Origin of the sequence: Novispirillum itersonii subsp. itersonii ATCC 12639 (genome assembly GCF_000381985.1) — a bacterium.
In the GTDB taxonomy this organism is placed as follows: domain Bacteria; phylum Pseudomonadota; class Alphaproteobacteria; order Rhodospirillales; family Rhodospirillaceae; genus Novispirillum; species Novispirillum itersonii.
In genome coordinates this window covers 237,910-252,520 of the sequence record NZ_KB907342.1, presented here as the reverse complement: position 1 = coordinate 252,520, position 14,611 = coordinate 237,910, and the positions used below count along the sequence as shown (strand labels likewise).

Annotated in this window: 10 protein-coding genes; 7 read left to right on the top strand and 3 right to left on the bottom strand. The window is 62.6% G+C overall.

Annotated elements, in window-relative coordinates:
* The coding region (locus tag G365_RS0111240) for a histone deacetylase family protein (RefSeq protein ID WP_019645629.1) at positions 1 to 821 on the top strand (821 nt) is incomplete at its 5' end.
* A 280-nt stretch (positions 822 to 1,101) separates the two neighbouring features.
* Positions 1,102 to 2,037, top strand: a complete 936-nt coding sequence (ctlX, locus tag G365_RS0111235; RefSeq protein ID WP_019645628.1) for a citrulline utilization hydrolase CtlX — start codon at positions 1,102 to 1,104, stop codon at positions 2,035 to 2,037.
* Positions 2,038 to 2,114: 77 nt separating this feature from the next.
* On the opposite strand, the gene rpoD is transcribed toward ctlX, so the two are convergent.
* The 3 genes from rpoD to G365_RS0111220 form a co-directional block, all read right to left on the bottom strand.
* Positions 2,115 to 4,172 carry an RNA polymerase sigma factor RpoD gene (gene rpoD / locus G365_RS0111230; protein WP_019645627.1) on the bottom strand — a complete coding sequence of 686 codons (2,058 nt, stop codon included), beginning with the start codon at positions 4,170 to 4,172 and terminating at the stop codon, positions 2,115 to 2,117.
* A gap of 117 nt (positions 4,173 to 4,289) precedes the next feature.
* Positions 4,290 to 6,158 carry a DNA primase gene (gene dnaG / locus G365_RS0111225; protein WP_019645626.1) on the bottom strand — a complete coding sequence of 623 codons (1,869 nt, stop codon included), beginning with the start codon at positions 6,156 to 6,158 and terminating at the stop codon, positions 4,290 to 4,292.
* A gap of 12 nt (positions 6,159 to 6,170) precedes the next feature.
* The gene (locus G365_RS0111220) at positions 6,171 to 6,626 is read right to left on the bottom strand and encodes a GatB/YqeY domain-containing protein (protein ID WP_019645625.1); all 456 of its coding nucleotides are present in this window, start codon (positions 6,624 to 6,626) and stop codon (positions 6,171 to 6,173) included.
* Positions 6,627 to 7,002: 376 nt separating this feature from the next.
* Here G365_RS0111220 and carA point away from each other — a divergent pair, with 376 nt between their 5' ends.
* The 5 genes from carA (at position 7,003) to G365_RS0111195 (ending at position 14,543) form a co-directional block, all read left to right on the top strand.
* Entirely contained in the window at positions 7,003 to 8,181 is a 1,179-nt protein-coding gene (gene carA, locus G365_RS0111215) for a glutamine-hydrolyzing carbamoyl-phosphate synthase small subunit (protein WP_019645624.1), read from the top strand.
* 12 nt (positions 8,182 to 8,193) lie between these two features.
* A complete protein-coding gene (locus tag G365_RS0111210) occupies positions 8,194 to 8,472 on the top strand; it encodes a hypothetical protein (RefSeq protein WP_019645623.1) in 279 nt (92 codons plus the stop codon).
* A gap of 89 nt (positions 8,473 to 8,561) precedes the next feature.
* Positions 8,562 to 11,849, top strand: a complete 3,288-nt coding sequence (carB, locus tag G365_RS0111205; protein ID WP_019645622.1) for a carbamoyl-phosphate synthase large subunit — start codon at positions 8,562 to 8,564, stop codon at positions 11,847 to 11,849.
* A gap of 199 nt (positions 11,850 to 12,048) precedes the next feature.
* Positions 12,049 to 12,522 (top strand): transcription elongation factor GreA, encoded by a 474-nt coding sequence (gene greA / locus G365_RS0111200; protein WP_019645621.1) that lies wholly within the window; start codon positions 12,049 to 12,051, stop codon positions 12,520 to 12,522.
* Positions 12,523 to 12,659: 137 nt separating this feature from the next.
* Complete coding sequence (locus G365_RS0111195) at positions 12,660 to 14,543, top strand: potassium transporter Kup (RefSeq protein WP_019645620.1); 1,884 nt, start codon at positions 12,660 to 12,662, stop codon at positions 14,541 to 14,543.
* Positions 14,544 to 14,611: the final 68 nt, after the last annotated feature.

Genomic DNA, 14,611 nt, shown 5'->3' with positions numbered 1-14,611 from the left:
GCACCGCTTTTGACCAGTGGAAGGCAATTGGCAAAGACGGCTTCATGCTGCCCAGCGGCTTTGCCGCCCGTTCGATGCGGCAGGATGTGATCCCGCCGGGTATCAACGGCAAGCTCGGCTATTACTGCTACGATGCCGGAACCCCGATTGTTGAAGGCACGTGGGATGCGGTGCTGGCGTCAGCCCATTGCGCCCTGACCGCAGCGGCACTGGTGGCCGATGGGGCGCACAGCGCCTATGCCCTGTGCCGCCCGCCGGGGCACCATGCCGGGGCCAGCACCTATGGCGGATACTGCTTCCTGAATAACGCCGCCATTGCCGCCCAGTCTCTGCGCGATCACGGCTCGGCGAAGGTGGTGGTGCTGGATGTGGACTACCACCACGGCAACGGCACGCAGGATATCTTCTGGACACGTGATGACGTGATGACCGTGTCGGTCCACGGCTCGCCGGAAACCGAATATCCGTTCTTCCGGGGCTTTGCCGATGAGCGCGGGGCGGACAGGGGCGAAGGCTTCTGCCACAACTTTCCGTTGCCGCGCGGCACCGGCTGGGAGGACTACAGCGCCACCCTCGACCGGGCGCTGGAGGTGATCCGCGCCTATGGCCCGGATTCGGTGGTGATTTCGCTGGGTGTCGATACCTACGAGAACGACCCGATCAGCGCCTTTAAGCTCGGTCAGCAGCATTATCCGCTGATCGGGGCAAAAATCGCCTCGCTTGGTCTGCCGACAGTCTTCGTGCAGGAAGGCGGCTACGCGGTTGCCGACATCGGCACCAATGTCGCTAACGTTCTGACCGGCTTTGAGCAGGCCCGGTAGGAAAACCAGCCTCTTCTTTTTGTTATTCCCTCCCAAATCCTACGGACACACTGGCCCCGCAGCCCGCTGCGGGGCTTTTTTTCATCCCTCCTTCAGCCCCCTTCAATTCTTATTTTTGCGCATATCAAATATGCAAAATGCATAAAAAATATCCAAAATCTTTAAAATCAGCAGATTGGAATACCACTTTGCCTGACACTACAGTGAGTGCAGAAGATCTTTCCCATCAGATAAAGACCGCACCAGCAGTCTGCCGTGATGCCAGAGGAGGAATACCAGCATGCCCCGCCCATCCGTTCAGGCCCCCCGCAGCGTTGTGATGATCCGCCCCCATCACTTTCATCCGAATCCGGATACGGCCGCCGACAACCGGTTCCAGCGCGATGCGTCCGGCGAGCAGGCAGCTATTGCCGCCGCAGCCTATGCCGAGGTCACCGAAGCCGCCCGCCTGCTGGAACAGGCCGGGGTCACGGTCCATCTGTTTGAGGATACCGGCACGGAAACCCCGGACTCAGTGTTTCCCAACAACTGGTTCTCCACCCACTCCGGCGGGCATGTCGCCATTTATCCGATGTTTGCCCCCAGCCGCCGGAAAGAGCGCCGCAGCGACATCATCGAGATGCTGAAGCAGCGCTATCGCGTACAGGACGTGATCGATTATTCCGGTCTGGAACAGGACAATCTGTTTCTGGAAGGGACCGGGGCGATGGTGCTCGACCATCTTGACCGCGTCGCCTATGCCGCCCGCTCCAACCGTACCAATGAGGTGGCGATGGAGCGCTTCTGTACCCACTTCAACTTTGAACCGATGGTGTTCGACGCTGTCGATGCCGACGGGGCACCGGTCTATCACACCAACGTCCTGATGTGCATCGGCAGTGACATCAGTCTCGTCGGTCTGGACTGCATCCGTGACCCGCAGCGCCGGGCTGAAATTGCGGACCGCCTGACTGCGGGCGGCCGTGCCCTGATCGACCTCAGCCATGAGCAGATCGGCGACTTTGCCGGAAATGCCATCGAACTGCAGGGAACCCAAGGACGGGTTCTGGCCCTGTCATCCCGGGCTGCCAATGCCCTCACCAAAAGCCAGAAGACCCGTCTGGAACGGCATGTCACCCTGCTGCCGCTGAATGTCCCGACCATCGAACTGGCCGGGGGGTCTGTCCGCTGCATGTTGGCCGGTATCCATCTGGCCCCCCGCCCCTCTGCCGTCTGAGCGAAGCCGGACACAACAAAAACCCCCGCCCTGTCACCAGAGCGGGGGTTTTCTTCTTAAGGACGCTATTCGCCGCCTCAGTTATCGAGGAAGCTGCGCAGCTTCCGCGACCGCGACGGGTGTTTCAGCTTCCGCAGGGCCTTCGCCTCGATCTGACGGATACGCTCACGGGTCACGCTGAACTGCTGGCCGACTTCCTCGAGAGTGTGATCGGTATTCATCCCAATCCCGAAGCGCATGCGCAGCACGCGTTCTTCACGCGGTGTCAGAGTGGCCAGTATACGGGTACAGGTTTCCCGCAGGTTGGAGTTGATTGCAGCGTCCAGCGGCTGAACGGCGTTCTTATCCTCGATGAAGTCACCGAGATGGCTGCCTTCCTCGTCCCCGATCGGGGTTTCAAGGGAGATCGGCTCCTTGGCAATCTTCAGAACCTTGCGGACCTTTTCCAGCGGCATCTGCAGCTTTTCCGCCAGCTCTTCCGGGGTCGGCTCCCGGCCGATCTCGTGCAGCATCTGGCGGCTGGTCCGGACCAGCTTGTTGATCGTTTCGATCATATGCACCGGAATGCGGATGGTGCGCGCCTGATCGGCGATCGACCGGGTAATCGCCTGACGGATCCACCACGTAGCGTACGTGGAGAACTTGTAGCCACGCCGGTATTCGAACTTATCCACCGCCTTCATCAGGCCAATGTTGCCTTCCTGAATCAGATCGAGGAACTGCAGGCCACGGTTGGTGTACTTTTTAGCAATCGAGATCACCAGACGCAGGTTGGCCTCGATCATTTCCTTCTTGGCGCGCGAGGCTTCGCGCTCACCCTTCTGGACGGTCTGAACAATACGGCGGAATTCACTGATCGGCTGCTTGGCCTGCTCGGCGATCTGGGCAATCGCTTCACGCACCTTCTGCACTTCACGGGCGTGACGGGTGACAAAGTCCTTCCAGCCCTTCCCCGGACGACCGGCAACCACTTCCAGCCAGTTCGGGTCCATTTCCGCGCCATAATAGGCATCCAGGAAGTCTTCGCGCTTCACCTTGCTGTCAACAGCCAGACGCAGCAGCTTACCTTCCAGCATCATCAGCTTTTTATTCAGGTCGTTCAGGTGTTCGACCAGATATTCGATACGGGCGTTGTTGAGATGGACCCCTTCCATCATCTTGACCATTTCCGACCGCATCTTGTCGTATTTCTTTTCGACAGCGGCGGGCACATCGTCCCCGGCGGAAATATGGGCCAGACGCTGGTCCTGGACCTTCTTCATCTTCTGGTAGGCACCGGCAATCTTCTCGAACGACTCGAGAATGATCGGCAGCAGTTCGGTTTCCATAGCCGACAGGCTGACGGAGCTTTCCTCCATCTCGCCTTCATGCTCGCCTTCGCCTTCCCCTTCGGCTTCGCCTTCAACGGCGTCCTCGGGTTCTTCTTCCTCGGCGTCGGCGTCGGCGTCTTCATCCTCATCCTTGACCGGACGGGCCACAGGGGCCGCGGCAGGACGGGTGACCGGGCGGGCCACCGGGGCAGGCATCGCCACCGGCTCTTCCTCAACGCCCTCAAGATCCACGCCTTCAGCAACCGGGTCATCGGCGCCGTAAGTGGTTTCAAGGTCGATGATGTCGCGCAGCAGCATCTTGCCTTCGACCAGCGCGTCATGCCAGTCGAGCAGGGCGGAAATGGTCAGCGGGCTTTCGCAGATGCCGCCGATCATCATTTCCCGGCCGGCTTCAATCCGCTTGGCGATGGCGATTTCGCCTTCGCGCGACAGCAGTTCCACCGACCCCATTTCGCGCAGATACATGCGCACCGGGTCATCGGTCCGGCCCAGATCCTCTTCCGAGACATTCCCGGCAACGGACTCATCGTCTGACGATTCGGCAGTGGTTGCCTCTTCCTCGTCGTTTTCGACAATGTTGATCCCCAGATCCGACAGCATCGCCATCGAATCCTCGATCTGCTCCGAAGAGAAATCATCCGACGGCAGGGCGGCATTCAGTTCGTCATAAGTGACGTAACCGCGTTCCTTGCCCTTGGCCACCAGCTTGCGGACAGCCGCATTCAGGGTGTCGAGCAGCGGCCCTTCCTGCGCGTCTTCATTGGGTTCCGGGGTATCCGTCGTTGCGGTCGCCTTCGTCGCCATACCCGTGCAAACTCCTTAAACCTGTTGCGGCAGCCCCGGACGGGACTGCCAACCCTGCTCTTCCGTATCGCCCGGGCCTGCCGGAAAACCGGCCTGTCCGTTTTTACTCGTCACGTTTTACTCGTCACCGGGCATCCGCTCATGCCCCTTCAGCGCCACAAAGGTCTCGAAGGTCTCCGGCGTCGGGTCATCGCCCAACTGCTCGACAATCCGGTCGATATCGGCCTTCAGATCAATGCGGCGCGTCAGCTCGAACGTGTGATCCCATCCTGTCCGTGCCGCATCCAGATCCGCATCAGGGCGGCAGAAGGCGGCATGGACCCAGACGTTGGAGGATAAAAGACCACGCACGGCGGATTCCAGCCCATCCGCGTGTAAGTGGCTTTTCACACTGTTAAAGTCAAGACCCGGTTCACGACCGAGCAGGATTAAGAGAGCACGACGGATCTTGTCAAGGTCCGGTTCAGGAAGATCGAGCGATCCGAGACGTTCCCCGATGTGGTCAAACAGCGCCGGATGGCATAAAGCGGTGGCTACCAGAATGCGCCGCCGGGTCGCTTCCGCGCTTTCTGCCGACAGTTTAGGCACCAGCATTCCGGTGGGCGGCAACGGTGGTAACGGCGCGGACCACCGGGGCGGCTGGCGGTTTCCCCAGCCTTTTCCACCCCCCCGCGGGGTCCATCCCCCGGCGCCCCCCGGCCTGCCACCGCCATAGGCGGGGCGCTGGGGCCGGAACAGATCCCGCAGCCGGTCCCGGAACGCCTGCCGGTAATATTGCTGAACGGTCCGGTCCTCAATTTCGCGGGTCATCTCGTCCAGATGCGCCTCCAGCGCGGCCCGCCGCTCCGGAGTCGACAGGTCCCGCCCTTCCAGCGCCATCGACCACAGCATATCCATCAGTGGCCGGGCCGCCGACAGCGCCGCCCGCAGGGCCTGCGGCCCCTCATCGCGCAGAATTTCATCAGGGTCACGCCCGCCCGGCAGCAGGGCAAAGCGCAGCGACCGCCCGGGTTTAAGCACCGTCAGCGCCCGCTCTGCCGCGCGTGCTGCCGCACGCTGCCCGGCGTTATCGCCGTCGAAGCACAGAATCGGCTCTTCCGCCAGCTTCCACAGCTCTTCGATCTGGGTTTCGGTCAAGGCCGTGCCCAGTGGTGCCACCGCCTGCGGAATCCCGCCCCGGGTCAGGGCAATCACATCCATATAGCCTTCGGCGACAACGACTTCATTGGCCTTGCCCGCCGGTTCCCGCGCCTGCGCCAGATTGAACAGAACCTGCCCTTTATGGAACACCGGCGTCTCGGGGCTGTTCAGATACTTCGGCTGGCCGTCGCCGAGCGTCCGCGCCCCGAAGGCGATCACCCGGCCCCGCCGGTCGGTAATCGGGAACATCACCCGCTCGCGGAAATATTCGCCCAGAGAGCCATCGTCGCGCCGCTTCAGCAGCCCGGCCTCAACCAGCTGATCCTCACCGATGCCCTGACGGGCCAGCGCCCCCTTCAGTACCCCGCCCCCCGGTGCCCAGCCCAGCCGGAACTGCCGGATGATGGCATCCGTCAGGCCACGGCGGCGCAGATAGGCGATTCCATCCTGCCCGGCGGGTAAAAACAGATTCTGCTGGAAAAAGGCACAGGCAGCCTCAAGCACCTCCAGCACACCGGCGCGGCGCTTGGCGTCCTCGGCCTCGCGGGGGGTGCTTTTCGGCACCTCAAGCCCGGCCTCGGCGGCCAGTTTCTCCACCGCCTCCATGAAACCGAGATTGCCCTGCTCCATCTCAAAGGTCAGGACATCGCCGTGGGCCCCACAGCCGAAGCAGTGGTAAAATCCCTTATCGTCGTTAACCGTGAAGGAGGGCGATTTTTCTTTATGAAACGGGCACAGGCCGACATGTTCCCGGCCGCGCCGGATGAGCTTGACCCGCCGCCCGATCACAGAGGACAGGGTGATGCGGGCCCGCAGCTCATCCAGAAACTGTGCTGGCAGCGCCATCAGCGGCCACCGTTACGACAGGCGGGCCTTCACCATCCCGCTGGCCTTGGCAAAATCCATCTGCCCGGCGAACTTTTCGCGCAGGGCGGTCATCACCCGGCCCATATCCTTGACGCCGGTGGCGCCCAGTTCGGTGACCAGCGCGTCAATGGCAGCTTCCATCTCAGCCACATCCATCTGTCTGGGCAGGAAGCGCTCGATGACGACGATTTCTTCCTGTTCCTGCTGCGCCAGCTCCAGCCGTCCACCCTGCTCGTACATGGTGATGCTTTCGCGGCGCTGCTTGATCATCGACTGCAGCATCTGGAGGATCTCGTCCTCATTGATGCCATCATAGTTGCCCTTGGAGCGGGCAGCGATGTCACGGTCCTTCAGCGCGGCGGAAATCAGGCGCAGGGTTGCCGTCGAACGGGCATCCTTGCTCTTCAGCGCGTCCTTCAACGCCTCGCTCAGGCGGGTGCGGAGCATGGAGAATCCTCGGTATTCTGTATCGGGAAAGGATGGAGAATACAGCAAAACATGCCCGTTGGCAAAGAGTTATGCCATTCTCAAGCCATTGAAAAGACATGCAATTTTCTTTTCCCGGTTCTTCTTGACAGGGGAGCGGCAATTCTTTAAAAGCGCGCAAATTTATCCGCCGCCATCCGCGCACTTTCAAATACACACACCGGCACGTCCAGCTCCCCGGAATGCCGTGGGTGTTTTGCGCGCGAAAAACGGACGGGTTCCCTCCGATGCCCGCTGGCAGTAGTCTGTTGCCGGGCGCGAACATCTTAAAGTCTCCTGCCGGTGCGCAGGCCCGGCCCGGGCCTGACGCAGCCTGACGGAAAAAGGAATGGTGTCCATGACAGAGCCGATGAACATTGCCGCCAGCACCCGCCCCGAGGGTGCAACTGGCGTGCTGGTGCTGGCCGACGGGTCGGTTTTCTGGGGCAAAGGCCTCGGGGTGCAGGGCCGGTCGGTCGGCGAGGTGGTTTTTTCCACCGGCCTGACCGGCTATCAGGAAACCCTGACGGATCCGTCCTTTGCCGGACAGGTTATCACCTTCACCTTCCCCCACATCGGCAACGTCGGCACGAACGGGGAAGACAACGAAACCGTCACCCCCGCCGCCCGTGGCTGCATTCTGCGCGCGGACATCACCGAGCCCGCCAACTGGCGCGCCGCCCAGCATCTGGACCGCTGGCTGGTCTCGCACTCTCTGGTCGGTCTGGCCGGGATCGACACCCGCCGCCTGACCCGCAAGATCCGCGATGGCGGTGCCCCCAACGGCGTGATCGCCCATGCCGCTGACGGCGTGTTCGACCTGCCCGCCCTGCTGGCGCAGGCGCAGGGGTGGCCGGGGCTGGAAGGCATGGATCTGGCCAAGGATGTCACCTGCCGCCAGACCTATGACTGGACCCAGACCCGCTGGTCGCTGAAAACCGGCTACGGCACCCAGCGCGATCCGAAGTACCACGTCGTCGCTTATGATTTCGGGGCCAAGCACAACATCCTGCGCTGTCTGGCCGATGCCGGCTGCAAGGTGACCGTGGTGCCTGCGACCGCCACCGCCGATGACGTGCTGCGTCACAATCCCGATGGTATCTTCCTGTCCAACGGCCCGGGAGATCCGGCGGCCACCGGTACCTATGTGGTGCCGGAACTGCAGACGCTGATCGGCACCGGCATCCCGGTGTTCGGGATCTGCCTCGGCCATCAGCTGCTGGCGCTGGCACTGGGGGCCAAGACCTATAAAATGGACCGCGGCCACCGTGGATCCAACCAGCCGGTGAAAGACCTGAAAACCGGCAAAGTGGAAATCACCAGCCAGAACCACGGCTTCGCCGTTGACCGCGCCAGCCTGCCCGACACTGTGGAAGAGACCCATGTGTCGCTGTTTGACGGCTCCGTCGAAGGAATCGCCCTGAAGGGTAAGCCGGTGTTCTCGGTGCAGTACCACCCGGAAGCCAGCCCCGGCCCGCAGGATTCCCACTACCTGTTCAAGCGCTTCGTTGAGACCATCGAAGCCCACAAGAAGTAACGGGACGCGGGCATGACCGACTCCGGCTTTTCCGACTACAGGTCCTCGCTGCTGGCCGTCCTGGCCACCGAGGACCGTCTGCCCGGCCCGGCCTTCCGCACCCTGTCAGAGGTGGTGGAAGAGCATGGGCTGACCGAACCGGAAGCCGGATGGCTGCTGCGCGCCGCCGGGGAATTCTGCGATGAGGGGCTGATCCATCTGGAGGATCACGCCCTGACCGTCGCCCCCGGTGCCCCGGTAACCTACGCCCTGACCCTGCTCGGACTGGAGCAGGCCGGGGTGATGAGGTAAGCCCGCCCCCTGTTACCCGCCAGATGCACGCCTGCCCCGGAGGCTTCCCCAAAGCCGGGGCCGACCAGAAGCGAAGAAGTTAGACGACAATGCCCAAACGCACGGACATCAAAAGCATCCTGATCATCGGCGCCGGTCCCATCGTGATCGGTCAGGCCTGCGAATTCGACTATTCCGGCGCTCAGGCGTGCAAGGCCCTGCGCGAAGAAGGCTACCGGGTGGTTCTGGTCAACTCCAATCCGGCCACCATCATGACGGATCCGGATACCGCCGACGCCACCTACGTCGAGCCGATCACCCCGGAAATCGTCGCCAAGATCATCGAAAAGGAACGCCCGGACGCCCTGCTGCCGACCATGGGCGGCCAGACCGCGCTGAACTGCGCGCTGGCGCTGGCGGCCAACGGCACGCTGGAAAAGTTCGGCGTCGAGATGATCGCCGCCAAAAAGGAAGTGATCGAAAAGGCGGAAGACCGTCAGCTGTTCCGCGATGCCATGGACAAGATCGGGCTGGAAAGCCCGCGGTCCCGCGTTGTGAAGTCGCTGGATGAAGCCCGCTCCGCACTCGAATTCGTCGGGCTGCCGTCGATCATCCGCCCGTCCTTCACTCTGGGCGGCATGGGCGGTGGCATCGCCTATAACAAGGAAGAGTTCGAGCAGATCTGCGCCTCCGGTCTGGCGGCCTCGCCGGTGCATGAAATTCTGGTCGAGGAATCGGTCCTCGGCTGGAAGGAATACGAGATGGAAGTCGTGCGGGACCGCAACGACAACTGCATCATCGTCTGCTCCATTGAAAACATCGACCCGATGGGCGTCCATACCGGCGACTCCATCACCGTTGCCCCGGCGCTGACCCTGACCGATAAGGAATATCAGGTGATGCGCGATGCCTCGATCGCCGTTCTGCGCGAAATCGGCGTCGATACCGGCGGGTCGAACGTGCAGTTCGCCGTCAATCCGAAGGACGGTCGCCTGATCGTCATCGAAATGAACCCGCGTGTGTCCCGCTCCTCGGCGCTGGCGTCGAAGGCCACCGGCTTCCCGATTGCCAAGATCGCCGCCAAGCTGGCCGTCGGCTACACCCTCGACGAGCTGGAAAACGACATCACCGGCGGCCAGACCCCGGCCAGCTTCGAGCCGACCATCGACTATGTGGTCACCAAGATTCCGCGCTTCACCTTCGAGAAGTTCCCGGATGCTGATCCGCGCCTGACCACGTCGATGAAGTCAGTCGGTGAAGCGATGTCGATCGGCCGTACCTTCGCCGAGTCGCTGCAGAAGGGCCTGCGGTCGATGGAAACCGGCCTGACCGGCCTGAACGAGATCAATCTGCCGGAAGCCAAGGGTGGCGAGGACAAGGACGCCATCCGCGCCGCGCTGGCCACCGCCCGCGCCGACCGCCTGCTGGTGATCGCTCAGGCCTTCCGCTGGGGCCTGAGTGTTGAGGACGTGCATGCCGCCTGCTCGTATGAGCCGTGGTTCCTGCGTCAGATCAAGGCAATCATCGACACCGAAGCGACCATCCGCAGCAACGGCCTGCCGTCTGACCGTCAGGGTCTGCTGGCGCTGAAGAAGATGGGCTTCTCCGATGCCCGTCTGGGCCAGCTGACCGGCAAGACAACCGAAGACGTCACCGCCTACCGCCGCGCCCTGAACGTGCGCCCGGTCTACAAGCGCATCGACTCCTGCGCCGGGGAGTTCGCCTCACCGACTCCGTACATGTATTCCTGCTACGAAGGCGACGGGGTCAACCCGGCGGAATGTGAAGCCGACGTCAGCGACCGCACCAAGGTGGTGATCCTCGGCGGTGGCCCGAACCGGATCGGTCAGGGGATCGAATTCGATTACTGCTGCGTCCATGCCGCCTTCGCGCTGGAAGATGCCGGGTACGAGACCATCATGGTCAACTGCAACCCGGAAACCGTTTCCACCGACTATGACACCTCCGACCGCCTGTATTTTGAGCCGCTGACCGCCGAAGACACCATTGAGCTGATCCAGCTGGAACAGAGCAAGGGCACCGTCAAAGGCGTGATCGTCCAGTTCGGCGGCCAGACCCCGCTGAAGCTGGCCCGGGCGCTGGAAAAGGCCAATATTCCGATCCTCGGTACCAGCCCGGATGCCATTGATCTGGCCGAAGACCGCGAACTGTTCCAGCAGCTGCTGCACAAGCTGTCGCTGAAGCAGCCGCCGAACGCCATTGCTGCCTCCGCCGACGCCGTGCTGGCCGAAGCCGAAAAGATCGGCTACCCGCTGGTGGTCCGCCCGTCGTTCGTGCTGGGGGGCCGGGCGATGGAAATCGTCCATGACATCGACGGTCTGTCGGCCTGGCTGAAGCGGATGGAAATCGAACGTCTGCGTGGCCAGAACGCCATCGAAATCTCGGCAGACATGCCGGTGCTGCTCGACAAGTATCTGTCCGGCGCCATCGAAGTTGACGTCGATGCCATCCGCGACACCACCGGCGCGGTGTTCATCGCCGGGGTGATGCAGCACATTGAGGAAGCCGGGGTCCACTCCGGCGACTCCGCCTGCTCGCTGCCGCCGTACTCGCTGCCTGACGCTACCGTCGAGGAACTGAAGCGGCAGGCCCGCCTGCTGGCCGAAGGCCTGAACGTCATCGGTCTGATGAACGTGCAGTTCGCGGTCAAGGACGGCACTGTCTACATTCTCGAGGTCAACCCGCGCGCCAGCCGCACCGTGCCTTTCGTCGCCAAGGCGACCGGCGTGGCGGTGGCCAAGATCGCCGCCCGCGTGATGGCCGGGGAAACCCTTGCCTCTTTCGGCGTGTCGGAAAAGCCGCTGGGGCATGTCGCGGTGAAGGAAGCGGTGTTCCCGTTCGCCCGCTTCCCGGGCGTCGATATCATCCTCGGGCCGGAAATGAAGTCCACCGGTGAAGTCATGGGCATCGACACCGACTTCGGTCTGGCCTTCGCCAAGAGCCAGCTCGGCGCCGGGGTGACCCTGCCGGAAGCCGGAACCGTGTTCATGTCGGTACGGGATGCCGACAAGATCCCGGCCCTGACCGTTGCCCGTAAACTGACCGATCTTGGCTTCAGCATTGTCGCCACCGCCGGGACCGCAGCCTTCCTCGGCCAGCACGGTGTGACCGTGAAACCGATCAACAAGGTGACGGAACCCCGCCCGCACTGCGTCGACGCCATGCAGTCCGGCGAAATCCAGATGGTGATCAACACCACGGAAGGGGCTGTGGCCGTGCGCGACAGCTTCTCGATCCGCCGGACCGCGCTGACCCGCAACATTCCGCACTACACCACCATCGCCGGGGCACAGGCCGCGGTGGCGGGGATTGCAGCGCTGAAACGCGGGGCTCTTGATGTTGCGTCGCTTCAGCACTACTCTAGTGTGTCGGCCTGAGGCGCGGAGGGGGGAACTCCCCCCTCCCCGTCCGGCCTTTTGTACTTTCAGCCGGAGGGGCCCTGTCTCTCCGGCTGAAGCCTGAAACGGCCCCCACCGCGCCACGGTGCCGGTGGTCTGTGGCAGGTTGGATGTACCGCGTGGCGGAGCCGATCCATTAGGGGGTAAGGCCGCACGCTGAGAGAAGGACTGGGTTGTAATGGAAAAGATCCCCATGACCCCGGCGGGCATCAAAGCCCTTGAAGACGAACTCCGCACCCTGCGGTCGGTGGAGCGTCCGGGTGTCATTAAGGCGATTGCCGAAGCGCGTGAACACGGCGACCTGTCGGAAAACGCCGAGTACCATGCTGCCCGTGAGCGTCAGAGCTTTATTGAAGGGCGGATCGCCGAGCTGGAGGATGTCATCTCCCGCGCGGACGTGATCGACATCACCAAGCTGTCAGGCTCCACCATCCGGTTCGGGGCCACCGTGACTCTGGCAGATGAAGACACGGATGAAGAAGTGACCTACCAGATCGTCGGCCCGCATGAAGCCAATCTGGAAGCGGGCCGCATCTCGATCGCCTCACCGCTGGCGAAGGCCCTGATCGGCAAGGCCAGCGGCGATACCGCCGAAGTGGCCGCCCCGGGTGGGTCCCGGTCCTACGAAGTGGTCAAGGTCCGCTTCATCTGAGGACCTCGGAGCCGCGGCCCGATCATGATACAACAGCAGCGCCGGAGCGGTCCGTTCCGGCGCTGCTGCCGTGTCTGGCCCCCTTTGTGTTTATAACTCTTCTATTCTGCCCTGACGGCTGCTGACGGAACCTGACCATGACCGCCACCCCCGCGAAGAGAGGCCTGATGCCGCTGATGATCGGCGCGATCGGAGTCGTCTTCGGAGACATCGGCACCAGTCCGCTGTACGCCCTGAAAGAAACCTTCGCCGGGGAACATCCCCTGCCACTGGATAAGCCCCATATTCTCGGCGCGCTGTCGCTGATTGTCTGGACACTGACGCTGGTGGTGTCGGTGAAGTACGTGGTGTTCGTGATGCGGGCCGACAACCGGGGCGAAGGCGGCAGTCTGGCCCTGATGGCCCGCCTGAGTGCCGCCCTGCCATCGGGATCCCGTTACTTGCCCACCGTGGCGTCTATCGGAATTCTTGCCGCCGCGCTGTTTTACGGGGATTGCGTCATCACCCCGGCGGTGTCGGTGCTGTCGGCGGTAGAAGGGCTAAAAATCGCCGTTCCCCACATGGAAGAGGCGGTGGTGCCGATCACCGTCACCATCCTGATCGGCCTGTTCGTGATCCAGCGCTTCGGGACGGATCTGGTCGGCAAGCTGTTCGGGCCGGTGTGCATTCTGTGGTTTCTGGCGATCGGGGCCCTGGGAATCCACGGCATCGCATCTGCGCCTGCGGTTCTCGCCGCCCTCAGCCCGCATCATGCCGTCCTGTTTCTGGCCAGCAACGGCTTCACCGGTCTGCTGATTCTGGGTGCGGTGGTGCTGGCCGTCACCGGGGCGGAAGCCCTGTATGCCGACATGGGGCATTTCGGCCGCCCGGCGATCCGTCTCGGCTGGTACATTCTGGTGATGCCTGCCCTGATCCTGAACTATCTGGGGCAAGGAGCCCTGCTGCTGAAAACCCCGGCAGCGGTGGAAAACCCCTTCTTCCTGCTGGCCCCCAAGGGGCTGATCCTGCCCCTGGTGATCATGGCGACCCTGGCAACCATCATTGCCTCTCAGGCGGTGATCTCCGGGGCCTTCTCGATCAGCCGGCAGGCCATTCAGCTTGGCTATCTGCCCCGGATGACCATCGTCCACACCTCGGAACATGAAATCGGTCAGATCTATATTCCGCTGATCAACTGGGCGCTGATGATCGCCTGTGTGGCGCTGGTCCTGACCTTCAAGACCTCCAGCGGGCTGGCCGCAGCCTATGGCATTGCCGTCACCGGCAACATGGTGATCACCACCCTGATGCTGGCACTGGCAATGCGGGTGCTGTGGTCATGGAAAACCCCACGGATCATTGTCGCCTGCACGATTTTCCTGACCATCGACATGGCTTTCTTCCTGTCCAACATCGTCAAGATCGGCAATGGCGGCTGGGTCCCGCTGGGGCTGGCGGCCATCCTGTTCATCATTCTGACCACCTGGAAGACCGGACGACGCCTGCTGATCAGCCGCCTGACCGATGGCAGTCTGCCCGACGAACATTATTCCAGTCTGGTCGCCAGCGGCCGGGTGGCCCGGGTCCCCGGGACCGCCGTCTTCCTGACCGGCACCACCGAGGGGCTGCCGCTGGCCCTGATGCATAACCTCAAGCACAATAAAGTCGCCCACGAACGGGTGATTCTGCTGACTGTGGTGACACAGGAAGTTCCGGTCGTTGCCGATGACAAACGGCTGGAAGCGCGGGAAATCGCGCCCGGCCTGATCCGGCTGACCCTGACGTACGGCTTTATGGAAACCCCTGATGTGCCAAAAACCATGGCACTGGCCAAGGAACAGGATCTCGGCTTCTTCTATGAGCCGATGAATATCTCCTACTTCCTGTCGCGGGAAACCATCATCCCCTCGCGGGATCAGACCCTGCCTCTGTGGCAGATCAACCTGTTTGCGTGGATGGCCCGCAGCGCCACCGGGGCGATGGGCTTCTTCCGCCTGCCGCCGGGCCGGGTGGTGGAGCTGGGCGGACAGGTGGAACTGTAACGCCCCTTCCGATAACAGCCAGACAGGCTACAAAAAACAGGGGGCGCATCCCGGAACCGGATGCACCC